Source organism: Chryseobacterium sp. AC405b (assembly GCF_979258685.1).
This window is the reverse complement of the sequence record NZ_OZ409877.1, coordinates 170,584-192,576: the sequence shown is the minus strand read 5'-3', so window position 1 is coordinate 192,576 and position 21,993 is coordinate 170,584. Positions and strand designations below refer to the sequence as shown.

At 36.5% G+C, this 21,993-nt stretch carries 16 protein-coding genes, 2 tRNA genes and 3 rRNA genes; 16 read left to right on the top strand and 5 right to left on the bottom strand.

Annotated features, from left to right (window positions below; translation table 11 throughout):
* Positions 1–6: 6 nt before the first annotated feature.
* Complete coding sequence (locus ACZZZA_RS00955; protein WP_463429402.1) at positions 7–480, bottom strand: hypothetical protein; 474 nt, start codon at positions 478–480, stop codon at positions 7–9.
* Between the two features lie 204 nt (positions 481–684).
* Here ACZZZA_RS00955 and xerA point away from each other — a divergent pair, with 204 nt between their 5' ends.
* Positions 685–1,509, top strand: a complete 825-nt coding sequence (gene xerA, locus ACZZZA_RS00950; RefSeq protein WP_463429401.1) for a site-specific tyrosine recombinase/integron integrase — start codon at positions 685–687, stop codon at positions 1,507–1,509.
* A 24-nt stretch (positions 1,510–1,533) separates the two neighbouring features.
* On the opposite strand, the gene ACZZZA_RS00945 is transcribed toward xerA, so the two are convergent.
* A complete protein-coding gene (locus tag ACZZZA_RS00945) occupies positions 1,534–3,588 on the bottom strand; it encodes a M3 family metallopeptidase (protein WP_463429400.1) in 2,055 nt (684 codons plus the stop codon).
* Between the two features lie 264 nt (positions 3,589–3,852).
* On the opposite strand from ACZZZA_RS00945, the gene ACZZZA_RS00940 reads away from it, so the two are divergent.
* The 5 genes from ACZZZA_RS00940 to rimM all read left to right on the top strand — a co-directional run bounded on the left by ACZZZA_RS00940 (position 3,853) and on the right by rimM (position 6,939).
* A complete protein-coding gene (locus tag ACZZZA_RS00940) occupies positions 3,853–4,386 on the top strand; it encodes an SRPBCC family protein (protein ID WP_463429399.1) in 534 nt (177 codons plus the stop codon).
* A 110-nt stretch (positions 4,387–4,496) separates the two neighbouring features.
* Positions 4,497–4,946, top strand: a complete 450-nt coding sequence (locus ACZZZA_RS00935; RefSeq protein WP_463429398.1) for a hypothetical protein — start codon at positions 4,497–4,499, stop codon at positions 4,944–4,946.
* Positions 4,947–5,008: 62 nt separating this feature from the next.
* Positions 5,009–5,524 (top strand): nitroreductase family protein, encoded by a 516-nt coding sequence (locus ACZZZA_RS00930; protein ID WP_463429397.1) that lies wholly within the window; start codon positions 5,009–5,011, stop codon positions 5,522–5,524.
* Between the two features lie 286 nt (positions 5,525–5,810).
* Positions 5,811–6,383, top strand: a complete 573-nt coding sequence (locus ACZZZA_RS00925; RefSeq protein WP_463429396.1) for a 30S ribosomal protein S16 — start codon at positions 5,811–5,813, stop codon at positions 6,381–6,383.
* A 13-nt stretch (positions 6,384–6,396) separates the two neighbouring features.
* On the top strand, positions 6,397–6,939 hold the full coding sequence (gene rimM / locus ACZZZA_RS00920; RefSeq protein ID WP_463429395.1) for a ribosome maturation factor RimM: 543 nt from the start codon (positions 6,397–6,399) through the stop codon (positions 6,937–6,939).
* Positions 6,940–7,046: 107 nt separating this feature from the next.
* Here rimM and ACZZZA_RS00915 read toward each other — a convergent pair whose 3' ends face one another.
* On the bottom strand, positions 7,047–7,433 hold the full coding sequence (locus ACZZZA_RS00915; protein ID WP_463429394.1) for a helix-turn-helix domain-containing protein: 387 nt from the start codon (positions 7,431–7,433) through the stop codon (positions 7,047–7,049).
* A 1,265-nt stretch (positions 7,434–8,698) separates the two neighbouring features.
* On the opposite strand from ACZZZA_RS00915, the gene ACZZZA_RS00910 reads away from it, so the two are divergent.
* Together ACZZZA_RS00910 and ACZZZA_RS00905 are read left to right on the top strand one after the other, a co-directional pair.
* A complete protein-coding gene (locus ACZZZA_RS00910; protein WP_463429393.1) occupies positions 8,699–9,649 on the top strand; it encodes a hypothetical protein in 951 nt (316 codons plus the stop codon).
* Between the two features lie 161 nt (positions 9,650–9,810).
* Complete coding sequence (locus ACZZZA_RS00905; RefSeq protein ID WP_463429392.1) at positions 9,811–10,581, top strand: hypothetical protein; 771 nt, start codon at positions 9,811–9,813, stop codon at positions 10,579–10,581.
* Between the two features lie 618 nt (positions 10,582–11,199).
* Here the strand turns inward: ACZZZA_RS00905 and ACZZZA_RS00900 are convergent.
* Entirely contained in the window at positions 11,200–11,601 is a 402-nt protein-coding gene (locus ACZZZA_RS00900; RefSeq protein ID WP_463429391.1) for a GlcG/HbpS family heme-binding protein, read from the bottom strand.
* A gap of 82 nt (positions 11,602–11,683) precedes the next feature.
* A complete protein-coding gene (locus ACZZZA_RS00895) occupies positions 11,684–12,616 on the bottom strand; it encodes a helix-turn-helix domain-containing protein (RefSeq protein ID WP_463429390.1) in 933 nt (310 codons plus the stop codon).
* 107 nt (positions 12,617–12,723) lie between these two features.
* On the opposite strand from ACZZZA_RS00895, the gene ACZZZA_RS00890 reads away from it, so the two are divergent.
* The 8 genes from ACZZZA_RS00890 to rrf all read left to right on the top strand — a co-directional run bounded on the left by ACZZZA_RS00890 (position 12,724) and on the right by rrf (position 21,900).
* Complete coding sequence (locus ACZZZA_RS00890) at positions 12,724–13,392, top strand: LA_2272 family surface repeat-containing protein (protein ID WP_463429389.1); 669 nt, start codon at positions 12,724–12,726, stop codon at positions 13,390–13,392.
* Entirely contained in the window at positions 13,389–13,988 is a 600-nt protein-coding gene (locus ACZZZA_RS00885; RefSeq protein WP_463429388.1) for a CDP-alcohol phosphatidyltransferase family protein, read from the top strand. Before ACZZZA_RS00890 ends, ACZZZA_RS00885 begins: the two co-directional genes overlap by 4 nt.
* A gap of 125 nt (positions 13,989–14,113) precedes the next feature.
* Positions 14,114–15,562, top strand: coding sequence for an asparagine--tRNA ligase (asnS, locus tag ACZZZA_RS00880; protein ID WP_463429387.1), 1,449 nt, complete (start codon positions 14,114–14,116; stop codon positions 15,560–15,562).
* Positions 15,563–16,705: 1,143 nt separating this feature from the next.
* Positions 16,706–18,222: ribosomal RNA gene (locus tag ACZZZA_RS00875) — 16S ribosomal RNA — on the top strand.
* Positions 18,223–18,441: 219 nt separating this feature from the next.
* Positions 18,442–18,515, top strand: a tRNA-Ile gene (locus ACZZZA_RS00870).
* An 89-nt stretch (positions 18,516–18,604) separates the two neighbouring features.
* Positions 18,605–18,678: transfer RNA gene (locus ACZZZA_RS00865), tRNA-Ala, on the top strand.
* A gap of 203 nt (positions 18,679–18,881) precedes the next feature.
* A 23S ribosomal RNA gene (locus tag ACZZZA_RS00860) occupies positions 18,882–21,643 on the top strand.
* A gap of 149 nt (positions 21,644–21,792) precedes the next feature.
* Positions 21,793–21,900 (top strand): 5S ribosomal RNA (gene rrf / locus ACZZZA_RS00855).
* The 16S, 23S and 5S rRNA genes sit together here with 2 tRNA genes alongside, the layout of an rRNA operon.
* Positions 21,901–21,993: the final 93 nt, after the last annotated feature.

Sequence of the window (21,993 nt, the reverse complement as noted above, 5' to 3'; positions counted from 1 at the left end):
TAATTTTTAAGCTAAATTTGTGTTTTTGTTTAAGTTTTCAGAATCTGCATACATTACTTCTTGAAGAACAGCAAAACCCTCATTATCTACATATCCTATTAATTGAATATTTTCTTCGTGATTTTCTTCATCTTTTATTAAAAGAGAAATCATCTCACCCTCATTATAGTTTTGAGTTTTGACTTTTATGCTCAAAAGTTCATTTGTTTGGGCTTCACTTATTTGTTTTTCCATTGGTGAGTCCATCCAAACAACTTCAGTAATTGTTTTTTTTGTTTCTACTGGAGGTTCATAATTTCCAAATTTCACTCCTCCATTTAAACCCTGCATTATTACTTTTTTATTAGAACCCAAAGTTAGATTGCCTTTTGTTGCAGTAATAGTGATTTTATCTGCAATTTCTGTTATTGTACCAGCAATTAATGTATAATCTCTATTCACTTTGATGGTAATATTCTTTGCTTTTTTGATGATTGCCATAATGTTGGTATAAAATGTCTGCTAACGTCCAAATTTACGCATTGCGTCAATCCAAACTATATAACATTCACTAAGTCATATTTTAAGCTTTGATTACGTAATATATCATTTGCTGGTAAATATTGGGTTTTGAGAAAAAGAATTTTTTATATTTTTTTTTGGATTGACGAATATTTTGTATTTTTGATCAAACACACACAACTGATGAAATATTCACAATTATTCAGACAAAAGCTTGAAATAGCAAGATACAGCACGTCTACGATCAAAACTTATATTTCGACCTTAGCATCTTTTTTTAAAACGCTACACGATGTTTCCATAGAAGAAGTTGATGAAAGTATTATTGAAAAATATATTTACAGTGAAATAAAAGAAAAGAATATTTCACAATCGTATCAGAAACATATTTTAGGAAGCATAAAACTGTTTTATGAAGTAATGTTCAATAGAAAATTTTCACTTTCTCATCTTTATCCGAAAAGGGTAGAGCATTCATTACCCAAATATCTCAACAAAGATGATATCCTGAAAATGATCAGCCTTACAGAAAATCTGAAACACAAATCTATCATTAGCCTATTGTACGGTTGCGGTTTGAGAGTGAGTGAGCTGGTCAGTCTGAAAATTACCGATATAGATTCTGTTTCCGGAATGATTGCAATCGTCCAGTCAAAAGGAAAAAAAGATCGTTATGTGATGTTGCCTAAGTCAATTCTGCCATTGCTGCGGGATTATTTTAAGAGCTGTTCGCCCAATGTCTATCTTTTTGAAGGAAATGTTGGTGAAAAATATTCAACCCGAAGCGTGCAGCAGGTTGTAAAACAGGCAGCCATCAAATCAAAGATACCAAATTTGGTAACGCCTCACATTTTAAGACACAGTTTCGCAACGCATCTTATTGAGAGTGGTACAGATATCAGATATATACAGGAATTGTTAGGTCATAATAGCATAATTACAACTCAAATCTACACTCATATTACAGATTTAAAAAAAAGAAAAATTCAAAGTCCCCTTGATATGTAACCCCAGGAACTTTGAATTAAATTTTTAGCCAAACGCTCTTTTCAGCAAGCTTTCCACTTTTGGCTCGCTTCCTCTGAAGTTTTTATACAATTCCATCGGGTCTTTTGTACCGCCGGAAGAAAGAAGAATTTTAAATTTTGCTGCAGTTTCAGGATTGAAAATTCCTGTATCCTTAAAATGTTGAAAAGCATCAGCATCCAAAACTTCCGCCCATTTGTACGAATAATATCCCGCAGAATATCCCCCTTGAAAAATATGCGAAAAACTCGGGCTCATCGCTGTTTCAGGATTTGCAGGATACAGTTGTGTCGCTTTTGTATAATGATCCTCAAACTCTTTCACAGTCAAATGCTCCAACTCTTCAACTTTTGTATGGTAATTCATATCTAAAATACCGAAACCAAGCTGCCTCATCGTCTGATAACCTTCCATAAAGTTCTTAGATAATGCAATTTTTTCTATTTTTTCATCAGGTAAAACTTCTCCTGTTTTATAATGTTTAGCAAAAGTTTTCAAAAATTCTGGTTCGTAGCAGAAATTTTCCAAAAATTGTGAAGGCAGCTCTACAAAATCCCATTTCACAGAGGTTCCTGATAGATTCGGATACTGCGTGTTTGCCATCATGCCGTGTAAAGCGTGACCAAACTCATGGAACAATGTCGTCACTTCCTGAAATGTCAATAAACTCGGCGTGTCTTTCGTAGGCTTGCTAAAATTACAAACAATAGAAATGTGCGGACGAGAATTTTCTACATCCTTCTGATACTGATTTTTGTAACTCGTCATCCATGCTCCAGCTCTTTTCCCTTTTCTTGGGAAATAATCTACATAAAGCAAAGCTTTGAAGTCGCTTGTCGGTTGATGGTTGTCGGTCTGAGCAGAGTTGAAGACCTCCTTTACTTCATATACTTTCACATCTTCATGATATTTCGGGATGTCATTTCTTTCCACAAAAGTCAGCCCGAAAAGTTGATTAGATAATCCAAAAACTGCTTCCTGAACCTGCTCTAAAGGAAAATAAGGTTTTAATTCCTCATCATTCAGGTCGTATTTTGCTTTACGAAGTTTTTCTGCATAAAAAGCGTGATCGTAACCTTGCATTTCTTCAATTCCGTCAGCTTTTGCCAACGATTTCAATTCTCCAATTTCCTGTTCTGCGTAAGGCTTTGCTTTCGTTAAAAGTTCATTCAGAAAATCCAAAACTTTGGTGGGAGATTTTGCCATTCTTTCTTCCAGAACAAAATCTGCATAAGTTGCATAGCCTAGAAGTTCTGCTTTTTGTTGTTTTAACTTTAAAAGTTCTTTGATGAGGTTTTGATTGTCAAATTCTCCGCCGTCAAAAGACTTTTTACCGTTTGCCAAAGCCAGCTCTTTTCTCAGGTCACGGTTTTCAGCATACGTCATCAACGGAATGTAACTTGGATATTGCAGCGTTACAACCCAGCCTTCCAGATTTCTTTCCTTAGCTTCTTCAGCATATTGCTCGATAATTGCTTCTGGGATCCCGGCCAAATCTTCTTTATCGGTGATGTGCTTGAAGTAGGCATTGGTTGATGCTAAAGCATTTTGCCCGAATTGAAGAGATTTCAAAGATAAATCCATACTGATTTTCTTTAATTTTTCTTTATCTTCTTCATTCAGAAGTGCTCCGTTTCTCACAAAACCTTTATAGGTCTCATTCAAAAGCATTTGCTGTTCTTCATTCAGATTGTATTTTTCCTTTTCGTCGTACACTTTTTTAATCTTATTAAATAAAGCTTCGTTTTGAGAAATTTTTGAAGAATATGCTGTCAGGATAGGTGAAACTTCCTGAGCAATTTGCTGTAATTGATCGCTTGTCTCCGCAGAATTTAAATTAAAAAAAATATTAGACACTCGGTCAAGTTGCTCTCCCGAAAAAGCCAAAGCTTCGATGACGTTTTCAAAATTGGGTTCTTCAGGATTATTGACTATTGCGTCAACTTCTTTCTCAGATTTCTCAATTAATTCTTTAAATGCCGGAAGATAATCTTCGTTTTTAATCTGATCAAAGGGTGCTGAATGATATGGTGTATTAAAATTTTCTGTTAAAATATTCATTGACGTATTTTTAATATGTGTAAATTTAATTAATTTGAATGTAATGATATTTTGATTCTCAAAAACGATGCCCGCCACAATTTGTATGACAAAAATGCCTCATTAATTAATTTTCTTGTCATAGGGAAAGATTTACTTCATAACGAATTGCTAATTTTGATTTTCAGTAATTTACTTTGAGTTCTTTGTTGTATAGAACACCTTAAACAGGTGTCTTATTTAATTCAAAAAAATAACATACATTTAAACGTAATAAATATACAAATGAAAACAATTTTAAAAATTATCGGCGGCGTTATCCTTTTGCTCGTTGTCTATGCAATCGTTGCCATGTTGACTTTCGGAGATCATTATCACTACGAAAAATCTGTCGTCATGAATGCTTCAAAGGAGAAAGTCTGGCAGCAAATCAGTACAATGAAAGCGTTTAACCAATGGAATCCCTGGATGAAATTAGACAATAACATGAAAATCACTTACACCGGCAATTCTGGGGAAGTGGGAGATAAGTATTGTTGGGATAGTAAAAATGATGACGCAGGAGCAGGTTGTCAGGAAATTAAAGAACTGATTTCTGGCGAAAAACAAAAAACAGAAATGATTTTTAAAAGACCTTTTGAAGGACAGGCAATTTCTGATATTGTTTTAACTTCCGAAGGAAATTCTACAAAAGTTACGTGGAGCATGGATACAAAACAGGAAACATGGATGAAAATTATGCGACCGATGATGGATTACCAGATGGGAAAATCTTACGAAGAGGGTTTTAATAATCTGAAAATATTGGTAGAAAAATAATTACTATCTAAGAATTGATGTAATAAAAAACTGATTTCACATTTTGAAATCAGTTTTTTGTTTTTCAAAATTTAAATTAAAACATTATCTTTATCTAAAGATTACGATACATGGAGAAGATAGTATTTGAGAAAAACAACATAAGAAATTATGTGAAAACCGTGATTTCAGAAAAAATAGAAAAACTTAAAAACTTTATAGAATTTACCTTAGAAGCAAGTCGGGAAATCAAGAAAACCCCTAAATACGACAGTATGCGCGAAGAAATGCAGGAGGAAATTTACCAGATGCAAAGACAACTCGCTGCATTGAATGATTTGAAAATAAATTTAGCAAGAGTTCTTCCTGCTTCTACAGAAAGAGTGCAGCTGGGCTCATTAGTGATTACCAATAAAGCGAGATTTTATATTTCGGTTTCTTTGGGTGAATTCTTTTTTGAGGGCGACCGTTTCTACGCTATCTCGGCAGAAAGTCCGATGGCAAAAAAAATGATGGGTATGAAATCCGGTAGTTCATTTACTTTAAATAATATTCATCAGGAAATAATTGAGGTTCTCTAATTTTGATTCTAACTTCTAACTTCTAACTTCTAACTTCCATCTTTTTCCGTAATTTTGTGTCTATGAATAAAGCAGAAGTTTTAAAGGAAATCATAGAGCAAAGAAGAAGTATCTTTCCAAAAGATTATGCTGAAACAGAAATCTCGCAGCAAATCATTGAAGAAATCTTGCATTCAGCAACATTAGCTCCAAACCATAAAAGAACGAAACCTTGGCGTTTTAAAGTTTTCAAAGGAGAAGAAAAAGCAAAATTAGCTATAGAAATGCAGGAAATTTACAAATCTACTCAAACTCCGCAAGTATTTCTAGAAAAGAAATATAATGACATCGGATTTAAAATTAATAAAGCTGATGTGGTTATTTCCATTGTAGTTAATTACAGCGGAATGGTTCCGGAATGGGAAGAGATTGCGGCAGTTTCAATGGCTGTTCAGAATATGTATCTTACTTGTACAGCAAATGGAGTAGGATGCTACTGGAGTTCGCCTAAAATTGTAGATCATCTGAAGGAATCTTTAACGATTGAGGAAAACCAAAAATGTTTGGGATTATTTTATATGGGAAATGTTGAAGTGTAAAAACATAAGTCTTATAATTGAACCAAAATCTGTAACGAAGCTGTGAAATAGCCCTGATGGAAACGGCATCCTTTTTTGTTTGTTAAGATTTAGCGATGGAGGAAAAAAGATATAGTGAACAGCAGGTTCCCGGCTTCTGTAAAATATTTTTTAGTTATATATGAAATGAGAATGACACTAAACTTCCGGCATCTGGCTTCCAATAAATTTTCAGAATAGAAAATTTTTACTATCTTTGCACACTTAAATATTTAATCGGGACGAGTTCCCTTAAAATTCATACATTATGTCAGTAAAAATCAGATTACAAAGACACGGATCAAAAGGGAGACCTTTTTTCCACATCGTGGTTGCAGATGCTAGAGCTAGAAGAGATGGTAGATTCATCGAGAAACTAGGTACTTACAACCCAATTACTAACCCTGCGACTATCGATTTGAACGTTGATTCTGCTGTAAAGTGGTTAAACAACGGTGCTCAACCTACTGATACTGCAAGAGCTATTCTTTCTTACAAAGGTGTACTTTACAAAAAACACTTACAAGGTGGTGTTGCTAAAGGTGCTTTTGATGAGGCTGAAGCTGAAAAAAGATTCGGTGCTTGGTTAGAATCTAAAGAACAAAAAGTACAAGGTAAAGTAGAAGGTTTATCAAAATCTCAGTCTGATGCTAAAAAAGCTGCTTTTGATGCTGAAACTAAAGTAAATGAAGCAAGAATTGCTGCTGCTGCACAAGTAGAAGCTGATGCTAAAGCTGCTGAAGAAGCTGCAAATGCACCTGCTCCTGCTGAAGAAGTTGTTGCGGAAGCTACAGAAGGAGAAACTCCTGCTGCTGAAACTGAAGAAAACACTGAAGCTTAAAAACAAACCCGTTATGCGTAAAGAAGATTGCTATTTTTTAGGAAAAATCACACGCAGACACGGCCTTGCGGGAAACGTCATCCTTAAATTGGATACCGACCAACCCGAGCTTTACAATAAATTGGAATCAATATTCGTTGAAATCAACGGATTATTGGTTCCTTTTTTTATTGAAAAATCATCCTGGAGCAAACTCGATGCTCTGAACCTTTCTTTTAAAAACTCTTCCGAAGCTTTGGTAGACCAGTCTTTGAATAAAGATGTTTACCTTCCGTTGACGAGTTTGCCAAAACTGACCGGAAATCAATTTTATTATCATGAAATTATCGGTTTTGAAATTTTTGATCAAGACGGTAACAACTGTGGGGTCATAAGATCTGTGAACGATCAGACCGCTCAGAACTATTTCGTGACCAACTTAGACGGAAAAGAAGTCGTAGTCCCAATCATCAAAGACTGGATTCTTGAAGTAGACCGTGAAGAAAGAACAATCAAAATGAATCTTCCCGAAGGTTTGATTGATGTCTTTTTAGTTCCTTCAAAGAAAGACGAATAATAATTTATTTTTCTGAAAAATAAAATTACTTATTTACTTCTACTATACATCCGTTATACAATCCTTACATTCTCAATGTATTACTTTCAAACAAGAATAAGGTAGTATTATTGTTTATTTATTATCTGTTCAAGATATTCATTTGGAGTCATTAAAAATTTACTTTTAAATACTCTGTTGAAAGTTGCCTGATTATCAAAACCAATATTCAGATATATTTCTTTTAAAAGCACTTGTCCGTTGTTTTTATTTTTCACATATTCGGTAAAGGCATTTAATCTATATTCATTCAGATAAGTTTTAAAGTTGTTTTTTGAATACTTATTAATGGCAGATGAAACATACAGATGGTTTGAGTTAATTTCTTTTGCCAATTGTTGTAAAGTGTATTCTGAAGACTTCCAGGGCTGGGCGGTATTCATGTGACATTCTATCTTTTCGAACAGCATTTTATAAGCAGATTCATCTTCGGGGAGATCTGCTGTTTTATTCAAAATATTGTTGGAGTTGATTCTATAACATTGTTGTTTAATGAAAAAAAAGCCATCGATCATTATTTCATTACTGTCTCTAAAATCACGTATTGTTCTCAGTTTAATGATTTGAACAAAATAGTATAAATAGCAAAAGAATAAAACTAGAGAGAATGTGATGGTGAATATTTTTAGACCCTCCAAATATATTTCAGAAAAATGTGAGTTGAGCGTAAAAGAGTATTTGATTAAATAACTAATAGGAAAGATCAACACCATTGAAGCAGATAAAATAAAAACTTTTTTAAAGTCAAAGAAAAGTAAAAAGCCTATCGGAAATAAAAAGATATACAAAAATACAATAGTAAGATTCTGGCTATAGCTTATTGAGCAATATAATAAGGTAGAATATTTAACAAATAGTATTTCAAACTCTAATATTTTTTTTTCAATATCCATCTTTTATAAATAAAACTTAAAAGTAAAATCTAAACAGTAAAACAAAACAATAAAACATAAAATATAAATGATTGATAACCGGTCATTTACAAGATATGTTTTTTATGTTTTACTCTTTTTATGTTTTACAAAATTTTTGTAATAAAGTCTCTCTTAATTTGTGTTAAGAATAATGGTGGTAAAAATATCGATTTTTCATCTATCCTCAAAAAAAATATAAAATTAAATTTTTTGATTGTGATTTTAGATGAAATTATACAATGTTTATTGAATGGTATTGCATTTTATTCAAATAGTTATTAAACACAAATTAGTTATTAATAAAAATTAGTTATTTAACACAATTACTTATTAAACACAAATGATGGAATTAAATTATGAAAATTTTAAAGAAATTAATATAGGAAATTATATTAAACATAAAGTGTTGGAATCTGATACCACACATATATTCATATTTCAGATATTTATAAAATATGATTTTTTTTTAAAATATAGAGACAGGATTTAATTTCTTTATTCTCCACAATCTTTCTCTTTCCCCACCAACAAAATATAAATCGTCACCTTACCCGAATTCAGAAAAAAGGATGTATCCCTAAAGAATTATAAACCTATAATAATATTAAAACTTTAAATGAAATCATAAAAACAAAATAACCTAAAACAACATTATATGGATGAATCTCAAAATATTAGCACATGAAGGTAAACTATCAGCGCTCATAGTGCAGATAGTATAAATAAATTAGTTAATAGAAAACAATAATAAAAAAACAAACAATTCAATGAAGAAATTTTATCAAATCCTATTTATTTTTTTAAGTATGCTCTCATACTCGCAAGTAGGTATTAATACAATTACTCCAGACCCTAATGCCGCTCTGGAGATAAAAAGTGATAATAAAGGGTTACTCATTCCCAGGGTAGTATTAGTTGCTTCGATCGATCCTGCACCTTTATCAGCGCATGTAAAAGGGATGATTGTGTACAATTTAGGTTCGGCAACTTCTAGTTTGACTGAGGGATTTTATTATAATGATGGTCTTCAATGGACTAAAGTTAATAAGGATACTTCTTCGTTAGTTTCATTTAACACTACCGATCCAAACCAGTCAGGAACCGTGTTTTCACCGAATTTGCCCGCAAACTTCAATAACATATACGCGTCCTCAATTGACGGATCTTATTGGAAATATGATCAACTAAGCAACATTTATCTTTCGTACCAGCCGGATCCTTCTACAGAATGGTATTTAGGTGGTACTACTACAGATGCTTCATCTAATAAAACGAATGCAATATATAGAACAGGAGAAGTAGGAATTGGCGCAACTTCAACGATAGATGCAAGTGCAATGCTGGATGTTAATTCTAAAACCAAAGGTTTATTACCTCCAAGGATGACGCAAGCAGAACGTGATGCCATTTCACAGCCGGCAGAAGGTTTAATGGTATATTGTACAGATTGTAACGTAAGCACAGACGGTCTGACCAAAAATGGATGTTTGATATATAATTATGGTACACCGGCAGCACCTCTTTGGGAATGCTTGGGTAAACCAAAAGGAGCTGTATTTAGCGTAGATTGTGTTGGTAGTTCAATTAATGGAGACTATATTAAAGGGATAGCTAATTCAGCATCCAATACAGTTTCAATTAAAGTTATCAATAATTCATTCCAGACTGTTTCAAATAACTTCACAGGTTATCTTACATTATTAGGATCAGCGGCTGCAGGTCTTACGGTTTCAGGCCTTCTCCGGCTCAACCTGTAAATATCCCTGCTAACTCAAGCGTAACTTTAGTATATACGATCTCCGGGACACCTACAGTAGCAGGAGATTTTAGAGCAAGATTTTCAGGAAACGGATTAGAGTGTGAAAAAGTTGGAACCGTAAAAGATGGAGCAGTTACTCCTGACTGTGCGAATGCTGTTGTGTCTGCTTTGGCTCCGTTTAAATATCTTAAGAATGGTACTTCATATACCGGAACAATAACAATACCTTATACTTCTACAATAGCTGGTATTGCTTATCCGGCCCAGACTAATGTTTCAATAGGTAACGGACTTACCGTTTCCAGATCGGCAGGAACATTTGGACTTTCAGGTTCTGTAGTCTACACGATCGGAGGTACCTATACAGGTACTACCTGTCAGGAAATGACGGCTAATATCAATATAGTAGGAACTCAATCTTGCAGTGTGAAGATAGGGGTTGCCACACCGTTTCTTTCAGGTACTTATGCATCAAGTCTTAATACAGTTTATTTCCCTGGCTGTGTAGCGACCCAAGCTAACATGACAGATAATGATTTCGCTTCAGGTTGGGCTAATGATTATAACAATACGGGTACAGGTGCTACTGGTGGATTTGTAGAAATTACCTTCCCGGAAGAAAAAACGCTTAAAGAAATAAAGATATCAACAAGTGATCCTACATGTTGGGGTGGTTATGCTTATTTAGGTGAATATTATACAAATGCTTATACAAATTATTGGAAAGCTTATGGTAGTCCTAAACAATACGCATACGAAATTCAATACTGGAATGGTACAGCTTGGGTATATGCAGCAGAAGTGCCGGTAATGAGTAAAACTGCTCTCACTACAATACCAGTTTGTGAAATTAAAACCACAAAAATAAGAGTAACAGCAGTAAATAACGCATATTGGGCAATAGGAACCTTCTATCCAGTAGTTTATTAATTGCTCCTTTAGACTTACAGCCAGGAGATTTGCTCCTCCTGGCTTTTAATACCATCTGTATTATATATTAATTGTAAATCAAATAGCATGTAATTGAGAACAAATGGCTAATTGTTTTAAACTAGTAAAAATACAGTTGGAAAATGGAAAAAGATTTATAGTTGAGATAGTTAAATAACTATTTAAAAGTATAATTTTTCTAACAAAACTATATCAATTCAAATATTTACATAAAATTTTATTTCCTATGTCAGATAGAATCTTGAGACAAGTTTAGATATCAAAAATAATATGATTATCGGTATGAAAATCCCAATTCTACTTAAAAACTTGTTGATGATTCTTGTATTATATATTCCCAATATGATACTTCAAATAGGATTATATTAAAATTTTGCAGTAAAAAAAACGGATGATTCTAAAAACACAAAAAAAAATTTGAGAGAATTTAAACAGTTCCAAATATATTTAAATTCTTAATCTTATAATAGTGACCTCTAAATAAGGGGGTCACTATTTTTTTTATTCTAAAATTTATAATTTCCCGTAGTGATATTCCCACAAAAAAAGCTGGCTTTCTGAAAACCAACTTTAATTATTTTTTAATTTAAATTTTATTTATTCTAAAGCTGCTGCTCCTGCAGAGGCAACTTCATGATCATCTTCCACAGAACTTCCGCTTACTCCAATCGATCCAATAATATTTCCTGAAGAATCTTTTATCAAAACTCCACCCGGAAATGTAATCAATCCGTTGTTGGAGTGTTCTATATTGTATAAAGGTTGACCAGGTTGTGATAATTTCCCGATTTCGCCGGTATTCATATTAAAATACCTTGCCGTCTTAGCTTTTTTCTGAGCAATATCGATCGATCCTAACCAGGCATCATCCATTTTTGCAAATGCAACCAGATTAGTACCACTGTCCATAACGGCGATATTCATTTTAACTCCCAATTCCTTGGATTTTTCTAATGCAGCTTCTATTATTTTTTGAGCCTGATCTAATGTGATGTTCATATTTTTTTGTTTAATTACAGTAAATCTACAAAAATTGTTGGCAAACAATGATTCCCGCCATTTAATGTTTTGTTAAATTATATCAGATTTTCAGTTTATTCTCTAATTCATTAATTTGTTGATACATTTTATTAAAGAACATCTTTCTTTCTCTATTTCCGGCTGTATTAAGAGATTTTGAATTTTTAATTTCATGCTCAAAATAAATCAAGGTATCATTACAAGTTTTTTCATCATTGGTCATCATGTAGCCAAACATATTAAAAGGGATGAAAAATGATGATTGATATTCGTTTTTAAAGAAAATATTGTTGCTTAAGATCACCAAATCATTGACGTAAAAATTAAAATCAGGATTGTTTTGAATTTTATATTCTATATTGCGAAGAACAATTCTGACTTCTTCCAAAATAAGTGCAATGTCTTTAAATTTTAAAAGTCCCATTTCAGAATAATAAGAAATCTGCATTAGAATACTCATAATGGTTGTGTCGTTCCAGACTTCGGTTACATTTTGATTTTCATAAAGATCTTTCAGCATTTCATTTTTTGGAGAATGGTAGGGGAGATCAAAATCTTCAAATGAACATAGAAACTTGTCTTCATTCAGCAGATTCATCCAAACATAAAATTTGAAGCGTGATAGAATTGTATTCGAAATCGTATAAAAAAACGGAATATCTTTAGCCGAATAATAAACCTGTGATTGATTCATACCTTGGAAAACATTCAGTATTTTCAGCGAACTCTCAAAAAAATGCAATAAATCTTCCTGTGTCTTTACAGGCTGAGTTCTTTTTACCACCAATTGGTTTTCGGTTCCCAAAAACTGATCAATTGAAATCTGATAATATTTGGCCAATTCCACCGCTTCTTCAAAACTGAATTTCGCTTTCATCGAAGTTCTTCTGTGTGCTGCGTCATAGCTAATGTTGAGAATATTGGCAATCTCATCATTCAACGATTTATCTCCAATTTTTTTTCTGATTTGTCTGAGTAGAATTTCTTGATTCATTCTGATTTGCGATTTTCACAAATGTATTGATTTATTTTAATTTTTTATCGCATTCATAAAAGTGGTTTTCAAAATTAGCTTTGAAATATAATTTAAAATTAAATGTTATGAAAACGAAATTATCAATCATCGCACTACTGATGAGTTTAATTATTTTCGGGCAAGACAGTTTGAAAGTAAAATCCTCATTGGTTACTATCAATCCTCAAAAAACGATTAGGAATACAAATGGTTTTAACGTTGGAATTTTAGATGACTATCAAAAACAAAGGATTAATGGGATTAATTTTCAGGTAAACCCTCTCACTTTACTTTATCCTTTAATTCCACAGGCAATTTCAGTCCCTACCGAAGAGAAATCAACTGTGACGGTGAATGGATTGCATCTTTCTACAGGCGGAATGATGGATGGCAAAAAATTGAACGGAATCGGTATCTCAATGTATCATCATTCACGCACGACAAACGGATTATCGGTAAATTTTTTTAACAATACTTCAGGAAATTTAAATGGAGTTCATATTTCAGGATTTGATAATAGTTCGGAGAGAGGAAATGGTTTGAATATGGCTTTTTTCGGAAATTACTCAGATGATTTTAAAGGTATGCAAATTTCTATGTTCAACGAATCGAAAAAATTGAGAGGAATTCAAATAGGAATAGTCAACAAAACTAAAGATCTCAAAGGTTTTCAGTTTGGATTATGGAATGTGAACGAGAAAAGAAAGTTTCCAATCGTCAATTGGAATTTTAAATCTAAAAAAATTAAATCATGAAAAACATACCTTATATATTAATAGCAATCCGTTTTCTTTTAGCACCAATAATTTTCTTTTTAGCCTATTTAAAAGGTGAAGAATTGGGATATTTAATTATAACCTTAATGTTCGTTGGTCTGCTAACAGATATTTTTGATGGAATCATTGCACGAAAGGTAGGGGTTTCTTCAGAAAAATTAAGAAGATTAGACAGTCAGGTAGATTTGGTTTTCTGGCTCTCGTTAGGTTTTGCTGCTTATTTTATCAATCCGAAAATCATACAAAATCATTGGGAAAGTATTACAATTGTTTTCGTCATGGAAGCTTTATGCTATCTGATAAGCTTTTTAAAATTTAAAAAAGAAACCTGCACTCATGCATTTCTATCAAAAATGTGGGGTTTGAGCTTACTGATTGCATTTGTATATTTAATAGGATTTCAAGAAGTTGGTTGGGCGTTTTATCTTATGATAGTTTTAGGAGTCATCTCTCATATTGATGTCATCCTCATTATTTTAATTCTTCCTAAATGGCAGTATGACGTTCCAAGTTTTTATCATGCCTGGAATATCAGGAAAGGAAAGCAGAGAAAAAAGAGCACACTTTTCAATTAATCGATAGCGAATTTTTATGGATTAACGATCAATGATAAATCAAACAATGGAATCATAGAAAAATTACACTGTTTTTTGTAGATTTGCAAACATTAATTTTTATACAAAAATTTATCAATCAACAAATGAAAAAGCAGACAATTAAAGAAGTCCTACAAGACTACAAAAAAGTATTACATCATGACATTACAGTTTACGGTTGGGTAAGAGCTTTCCGTTCAAATCGCTTTATTGCGCTTAATGATGGTTCTACAATTAATAATTTGCAGATTGTTGTTGATTTTGAAAATTTCGATGCAGAAATTATCAGCAAAATAAGTACAGCCTCTTCTCTCAAAGTTGTTGGTGAAGTCGTGGAAAGCCAGGGAGCCGGACAAACCGTAGAAATTATTGCTAAAAAAATCATTATTCTAGGCGACAACTTTACCGAAGAAAGAGATAAAACGATTCTTCAGCCAAAAAAACATTCATTAGAAGTGTTAAGAGAGCAGGCGCATTTGAGATTCAGAACCAATTTATTTGGAGCAGTTTTCAGAGTACGTCATGCGGTAAGTTTTGCAATTCACTCATTCTTTAACCAAAACCAATTTTTCTATATCAATACTCCAATCGTAACAGGAGCTGATGCCGAAGGAGCAGGAGAAATGTTTGGGGTAACCAACTTCGATTTAAATAATATTCCAAGAGATGAACAGGGCGATATCGATTTTGCTCAGGATTTCTTTGGTAAAAAGACCAACTTGACGGTTTCCGGGCAGCTTGAAGGTGAAACTGCAGCAATGGGGTTAGGAAGAATCTATACTTTCGGACCGACTTTCCGCGCAGAAAATTCAAACACAACTCGCCACTTAGCCGAATTCTGGATGATAGAGCCTGAAGTTGCTTTCAACAACCTTGAAGATAACATCGATTTGGCAGAAGATTTCTTAAAATATGTCATCCAATATGTCTTAGACAATTGTAAAGATGATCTTGAATTCTTAGATAAACGTTTTGAAGAAGAGCAAAAAACAAAACCTGAAAAAGAAAGAGCTAAAGAAGGCTTAATCGAAAAATTGGAAAATGTTATAGCAAAACGTTTCAAAAGAGTTTCTTATACAGAAGCAATTGAGATTTTACTCAATTCAAAAGAAAATAAAAAAGGAAAATTCGTTTATCCGATCGAAGAATGGGGTGCAGATCTTCAGTCTGAGCACGAAAGATTCTTAGTAGAGAAACATTTTGAATGTCCTGTTGTTCTTTTCGATTATCCAAAAGAGATCAAAGCATTCTACATGAAGCTGAACGACGATAACAAAACCGTTGCCGCCATGGATGTACTCTTTCCCGGAATCGGAGAAATCATCGGTGGCTCAGAAAGAGAAGCGAGATTAGACGTTCTGAAAACCAAAATGGCAGAAATGCACGTAGATGAGCACGAATTGTGGTGGTATCTTGATACCAGAAGATTTGGTTCCGTTCCTCACGCTGGTTTCGGACTCGGTTTAGAAAGACTTGTGCTTTTCGTGACGGGTATGACAAATATTCGAGACGTAATTCCTTTTCCAAGAACTCCAAAGAACGCAGAATTTTAATCTGCATCATATATATATATATATATATATAACCTCTGAAAATTTCAGAGGTTTTTTTGTTATACTTATAGAAGCGTTACTTCCAACTTGGATACTTTTTATTTCAGAAGCTTATTCCAGCTTTCACTACTCGCTTTTTTACACTTTGCTTATCCCTCTCTTGCAAAAAGAGCTCAAACATGTCGTTCAATCTAGGCTAGGATAGCGGTCGGTAGTTCATTATTCGGCCAAAAAGAAATATTTTTCAATTATTTAGCTTCAGTCTGACTATTTTTTTCTCAACCTAATCTTTCCATGACGAATAATCATTGCCCATTTGAAGATCTTATTGTTATCTTTTGCTCCGGAGGAGCAATATGTTTGTAGTAATCGATTATCACATATACAAAGAGCTCCGTAGGAGCGACACCTTCCATTAATAGATTGATATTAATAATCTGTTGGCTTAATTTTTGTAAACAGTACACTCGTCGATGTTGTTTATACTTAAAACATGTCGTTAACAGTATTTTCGAGAAACAAAATAGATATTTTGTTTTACTAAATTTCCAAATATTACCCGGATAAAACTGCCTTTTATCCATCATTAAAATAATATGAACATTGTGGATAACTCTATAATGTTATTTAATGCTTATCAAACCAGCGTTTTACTCTAATACTTTTCCACAATCAAAATAATTGATTATTAAATATTTGTTTCGTGTAAGAATGTGCCCTATCTTTGCCCCACTGAAAACGAGAGTATATCAGTAGCGCAGGAGAGCTTTAGGGCAGTAGTTTATATTACTTTAGAAGAGAGAAAAACTTTTTAATTATTAATAAATTTTTAGCGATAAAAATTTGTGAGGTTGAAAAAGATTTGTATCTTTGCAATCCCAATACGGGGAGCGCAGGAGTAGTAGATTGGATGTTTAGAAAGAGGGTGTTTAGGGTTACTTAAAAAACTTTAAAATTTCTTCAAAAAACATTTGGTCAGGACAAAATAAATTATTACTTTTGCACACGCAAATACGGCAACGCCCAACGACAGAAAAGGGTAGCTGAGGAAGCGTAAGAGAAGAGATCATTGAAACATAGATATAACAACCAAGTAAGGAAAAGACTAAAGCGTCAATAACTTTGAGTGAGTCAGACAAACATACAATGGAGAGTTTGATCCTGGCTCAGGATGAACGCTAGCGGGAGGCCTAACACATGCAAGCCGAGCGGTAGAAGTCCTTCGGGACTTTGAGAGCGGCGCACGGGTGCGGAACACGTGTGCAACCTGCCTTTATCTGGGGGATAGCCTTTCGAAAGGAAGATTAATACCCCATAATATATTAACTGGCATCAGTTGATATTGAAAACTCCGGTGGATAGAGATGGGCACGCGCAAGATTAGATAGTTGGTGAGGTAACGGCTCACCAAGTCCATGATCTTTAGGGGGCCTGAGAGGGTGATCCCCCACACTGGTACTGAGACACGGACCAGACTCCTACGGGAGGCAGCAGTGAGGAATATTGGACAATGGGTGAGAGCCTGATCCAGCCATCCCGCGTGAAGGACTAAGGCCCTATGGGTTGTAAACTTCTTTTATACTGGGATAAACCTACTTACGTGTAAGTAGCTGAAGGTACAGTATGAATAAGCACCGGCTAACTCCGTGCCAGCAGCCGCGGTAATACGGAGGGTGCAAGCGTTATCCGGATTTATTGGGTTTAAAGGGTCCGTAGGCGGACTCGTAAGTCAGTGGTGAAATCTCATAGCTTAACTATGAAACTGCCATTGATACTGCGGGTCTTGAGTAAGGTAGAGGTAGCTGGAATAAGTAGTGTAGCGGTGAAATGCATAGATATTACTTAGAACACCAATTGCGAAGGCAGGTTACCATGTCTTAACTGACGCTGATGGACGAAAGCGTGGGGAGCGAACAGGATTAGATACCCTGGTAGTCCACGCCGTAAACGATGCTAACTCGTTTTTGGGTTTTCGGATTCAGAGACTAAGCGAAAGTGATAAGTTAGCCACCTGGGGAGTACGATCGCAAGATTGAAACTCAAAGGAATTGACGGGGGCCCGCACAAGCGGTGGATTATGTGGTTTAATTCGATGATACGCGAGGAACCTTACCAAGGCTTAAATGGGAATTGACAGGTTTAGAAATAGACTTTTCTTCGGACAATTTTCAAGGTGCTGCATGGTTGTCGTCAGCTCGTGCCGTGAGGTGTTAGGTTAAGTCCTGCAACGAGCGCAACCCCTGTCACTAGTTGCTAGCATTAAGTTGAGGACTCTAGTGAGACTGCCTACGCAAGTAGAGAGGAAGGTGGGGATGACGTCAAATCATCACGGCCCTTACGCCTTGGGCCACACACGTAATACAATGGCCGGTACAGAGGGCAGCTACACAGCGATGTGATGCAAATCTCGAAAGCCGGTCTCAGTTCGGATTGGAGTCTGCAACTCGACTCTATGAAGCTGGAATCGCTAGTAATCGCGCATCAGCCATGGCGCGGTGAATACGTTCCCGGGCCTTGTACACACCGCCCGTCAAGCCATGGAAGTCTGGGGTACCTGAAGTCGGTGACCGTAACAGGAGCTGCCTAGGGTAAAACAGGTAACTAGGGCTAAGTCGTAACAAGGTAGCCGTACCGGAAGGTGCGGCTGGAACATCTCATTTTAGAGCGTCATTAGACGATAAACAAAAAAAGATACTTAAATGTATCATGTACTTACTTAAAGAAGACGTTTTAGTTTTTTACTCGGTTGCTTATATTATAAAAATACAAAACCCACTAGAAATTAGTATCAGAGGGAGAGATTTAGAAAATAGAGGTTAGAAAATTAGAAGTTAGAGATTAGTCCAACATCTAGTGTCTAAAATCTAACATCTAAACAAAGTCTCGTAGCTCAGCTGGTTAGAGCGCTACACTGATAATGTAGAGGTCGGCAGTTCGAGCCTGCCCGAGACTACTAATTGTAAAAGACGGGAAGACATCAGATATGAGACGTGAGACATTTAGGTCTAGAGTCTGTAATCTGACATCTGAAGTCTACTAGAGGGGGAATTAGCTCAGCTGGCTAGAGCGCCTGCCTTGCACGCAGGAGGTCAAGGGTTCGACTCCCTTATTCTCCACAGTTTTGTGAGTTTGATTTAAAAGTAAGATGGATAGAGCCAAAACAAATATCCATTTATCAGACGAGCAGAAAGAATTAAGATCATTGACATTAACGGTAAAAATATCACAAAGAGAAAACCGAGCGCAATTAAGCGTTTGAGTTTACAAAATAGTTTAATAGCAATATTAGACAAAAATACTGAACTAATTAATAATTAGGAAAGAAATCGTTAAGGGCGTATGGCGGATGCCTAGGCTTTCAGAGGCGAAGAAGGACGCGGTAAGCTGCGAAAAGCTGCGGGGATCGGCACACACGAATTGATCCGCAGATGTCCGAATGGGGCAACCCGTCTGGTTGAAGACCAGTCACTCCGCAAGGAGAGCAAACCCGGAGAACTGAAACATCTAAGTACCCGGAGGAAAAGAAATCGAAGAGATTCCGTAAGTAGTGGCGAGCGAACGCGGATTAGCCCAAAAGTCTTTATATGTTTAAAAGAATGTTCTGGAAAGAACAGCCATAGAGGGTGATAGCCCCGTATTTGAAAGGCATACATAGATGATAAATGAGTAGGGCGGGACACGTGAAATCCTGTCTGAATATGGGGGGGCCATCCTCCAAGGCTAAATACTCCTGAAAGACCGATAGTGAACAAGTACTGTGAAGGAAAGGTGAAAAGCACTTCGAATAGAAGGGTGAAATAGAACCTGAAACCGTACGCCTACAAGCGGTCGGAGCCCACAAGTTGGGTGACGGCGTGCCTTTTGCATAATGAGCCTACGAGTTAATTTTACTAGCGAGGTTAAGGACTTCAGGTCCGGAGCCGGAGCGAAAGCGAGTCTGAATAGGGCGTATAGTTAGTAGGATTAGACGCGAAACCTTGTGATCTACCCATGGGCAGGTTGAAGCTTTGGTAACACAAAGTGGAGGAGCCAGAACCGGTTGACGTTGAAAAGTCTTCGGATGACCTGTGGGTAGGGGTGAAAGGCCAATCAAACTGGGAGATAGCTCGTACTCCCCGAAATGCATTTAGGTGCAGCGTCGTGTATAAGTTTATTAGAGGTAGAGCTACTGATTGGATGCGGGGGAGTCAAATCCTACCAATTCCTGACAAACTCCGAATGCTAATAAATGTTCCACGGCAGTGAGGGCGCGGGTGCTAAGGTCCGTGTCCGAGAGGGAAAGAACCCAGACCAACAGCTAAGGTCCCCAAATCTCTATTAAGTTGAAGCAACGCGGTTGGACTGCATTGACAGCTAGGATGTTGGCTTGGAAGCAGCCATTCATTTAAAGAGTGCGTAACAGCTCACTAGTCGAGCGGTCCGGCATGGATAATAATCGGGCATAAATAGAGTACCGAAGCTATGGATTTACAACCTCGGGTTGTATCTGGTAGGGGAGCATTCTGTTTGCACAGAAGCAGTAGCGTGAGCTATTGTGGAGCGTACAGAAAAGAAAATGTAGGCATAAGTAACGATAAAGCGGGCGAGAAACCCGCTCACCGAAAGACTAAGGTTTCCTCAGCCATGCTAATCAGCTGAGGGTTAGTCGGGACCTAACGCGAACCCGAAAGGGGTAGTGGATGGACAATGGGTTAATATTCCCATACTTGCTCACACTAAAAAGGGGACGGAGTGCCGTACTTACTGGAGACTGACGGAATAGTCAAGACCTAGCCTTCGGGCGAAGTTGCTGTAAGGAAAGTGCTTCCAAGAAAAGCCGAAGTGAAGCAACCCGTACCAAAACCGACACAGGTAGTCGAGGAGAGAATCCTAAGGTGCTAGAGTGAATCATGGTTAAGGAACTAGGCAAAATAGTCTCGTAACTTCGGAAGAAGAGACGCCAACAGCAATGTTGGCCGCAGTGAAGAGGCCCAGGCGACTGTTTATCAAAAACACAGGACTCTGCTAAATCGAAAGATGCTGTATAGGGTCTGACACCTGCCCGGTGCTGGAAGGTTAAGGAAGGGCGTTAGCAGCAATGCGAAGCGTTTGACTGAAGCCCCAGTAAACGGCGGCCGTAACTATAACGGTCCTAAGGTAGCGAAATTCCTTGTCGGGTAAGTTCCGACCTGCACGAATGGTGTAACGATCTGGGCACTGTCTCAACCATGAGCTCTGTGAAATTGTAGTCTCGGTGAAGATGCCGAGTACCCGCAATGGGACGAAAAGACCCTGTGAACCTTTACTATAACTTCGTATTGACTTTGAGTAAGTAATGTGTAGGATAGGTGGGAGACTTTGAAGCAGGCACGCTAGTGTTTGTGGAGTCAACGTTGAAATACCACCCTTTACTTACTTGGAGCCTAACTTCTTTTAGAAGGACATTGCGTGGTGGGTAGTTTGACTGGGGTGGTCGCCTCCAAAAGAGTAACGGAGGCTTTCAAAGGTACCCTCAGCACGCTTGGTAACCGTGCGTAGAGTGTAATGGCATAAGGGTGCTTGACTGTGAGACCTACAAGTCGATCAGGTGCGAAAGCAGGACATAGTGATCCGGTGGTTCCGTATGGAAGGGCCATCGCTCATAGGATAAAAGGTACTCCGGGGATAACAGGCTAGTCTCCCCCAAGAGCTCACATCGACGGGGAGGTTCGGCACCTCGATGTCGGCTCGTCACATCCTGGGGCTGGAGAAGGTCCCAAGGGTTGGGCTGTTCGCCCATTAAAGTGGCACGCGAGCTGGGTTCAGAACGTCGTGAGACAGTTCGGTCTCTATCTATTGCGGGCGTTAGATGTTTGAGAGGGCTTGATTCTAGTACGAGAGGACCGAATTGAACAAACCTCTGGTGTATCAGTTGTTCCGCCAGGAGCACCGCTGAGTAGCTACGTTTGGAAGAGATAAGCACTGAAAGCATATAAGTGCGAAACTCGCCTCAAGATGAGACATCTTTTAAGGGTCGTTGGAGATGACGACGTTGATAGGCTACAGGTGTAAAGTTGGTAACAGCATAGCCGAGTAGTACTAATTACCCGTAGATTTATAGCCTAATTGGCATCGCTTAATTGCGCAATCAAGGTTCTCTCTTTGTGAATATTCTTATCGCTTAAAACAGATGTCAGAAATAAGACATCAGATAACAGACTAAAAAAGTCTGAAATCTGAAATCTATCCTCTGATATCTTATATACAACCTTTAGGGTGGTTTTAGCGGTGGGGCTCACCTGTTCCCATTCCGAACACAGAAGTTAAGCCCACCAGCGCCGATGGTACTGCGAAAGCGGGAGAGTAGGTCGCCGCCAGTTTTTTTTTAAAGCTCCTCAATCGAAAGATTGAGGAGCTTTTTTTATGCAATACATTCAACAAAACACTCCTAAAAAAAAGACTCCTACTGAAAA

What these genes read in the sequence shown, in the direction of transcription:
- ACZZZA_RS00955 (WP_463429402.1), bottom strand. Translation starts at nt 480, where the DNA reads ATGGCAATCATCAAAAAAGCAAAGAATATTACCATCAAAGTGAATAGA.
- xerA (WP_463429401.1), top strand. Translation starts at nt 685, where the DNA reads ATGAAATATTCACAATTATTCAGACAAAAGCTTGAAATAGCAAGATAC.
- ACZZZA_RS00945 (WP_463429400.1), bottom strand. Translation starts at nt 3,588, where the DNA reads ATGAATATTTTAACAGAAAATTTTAATACACCATATCATTCAGCACCC.
- ACZZZA_RS00940 (WP_463429399.1), top strand. Translation starts at nt 3,853, where the DNA reads ATGAAAACAATTTTAAAAATTATCGGCGGCGTTATCCTTTTGCTCGTT.
- ACZZZA_RS00935 (WP_463429398.1), top strand. Translation starts at nt 4,497, where the DNA reads ATGGAGAAGATAGTATTTGAGAAAAACAACATAAGAAATTATGTGAAA.
- ACZZZA_RS00930 (WP_463429397.1), top strand. Translation starts at nt 5,009, where the DNA reads ATGAATAAAGCAGAAGTTTTAAAGGAAATCATAGAGCAAAGAAGAAGT.
- ACZZZA_RS00925 (WP_463429396.1), top strand. Translation starts at nt 5,811, where the DNA reads ATGTCAGTAAAAATCAGATTACAAAGACACGGATCAAAAGGGAGACCT.
- rimM (WP_463429395.1), top strand. Translation starts at nt 6,397, where the DNA reads ATGCGTAAAGAAGATTGCTATTTTTTAGGAAAAATCACACGCAGACAC.
- ACZZZA_RS00910 (WP_463429393.1), top strand. Translation starts at nt 8,699, where the DNA reads ATGCTCTCATACTCGCAAGTAGGTATTAATACAATTACTCCAGACCCT.
- ACZZZA_RS00900 (WP_463429391.1), bottom strand. Translation starts at nt 11,601, where the DNA reads ATGAACATCACATTAGATCAGGCTCAAAAAATAATAGAAGCTGCATTA.
- ACZZZA_RS00895 (WP_463429390.1), bottom strand. Translation starts at nt 12,616, where the DNA reads ATGAATCAAGAAATTCTACTCAGACAAATCAGAAAAAAAATTGGAGAT.
- ACZZZA_RS00890 (WP_463429389.1), top strand. Translation starts at nt 12,724, where the DNA reads ATGAAAACGAAATTATCAATCATCGCACTACTGATGAGTTTAATTATT.
- ACZZZA_RS00885 (WP_463429388.1), top strand. Translation starts at nt 13,389, where the DNA reads ATGAAAAACATACCTTATATATTAATAGCAATCCGTTTTCTTTTAGCA.
- asnS (WP_463429387.1), top strand. Translation starts at nt 14,114, where the DNA reads ATGAAAAAGCAGACAATTAAAGAAGTCCTACAAGACTACAAAAAAGTA.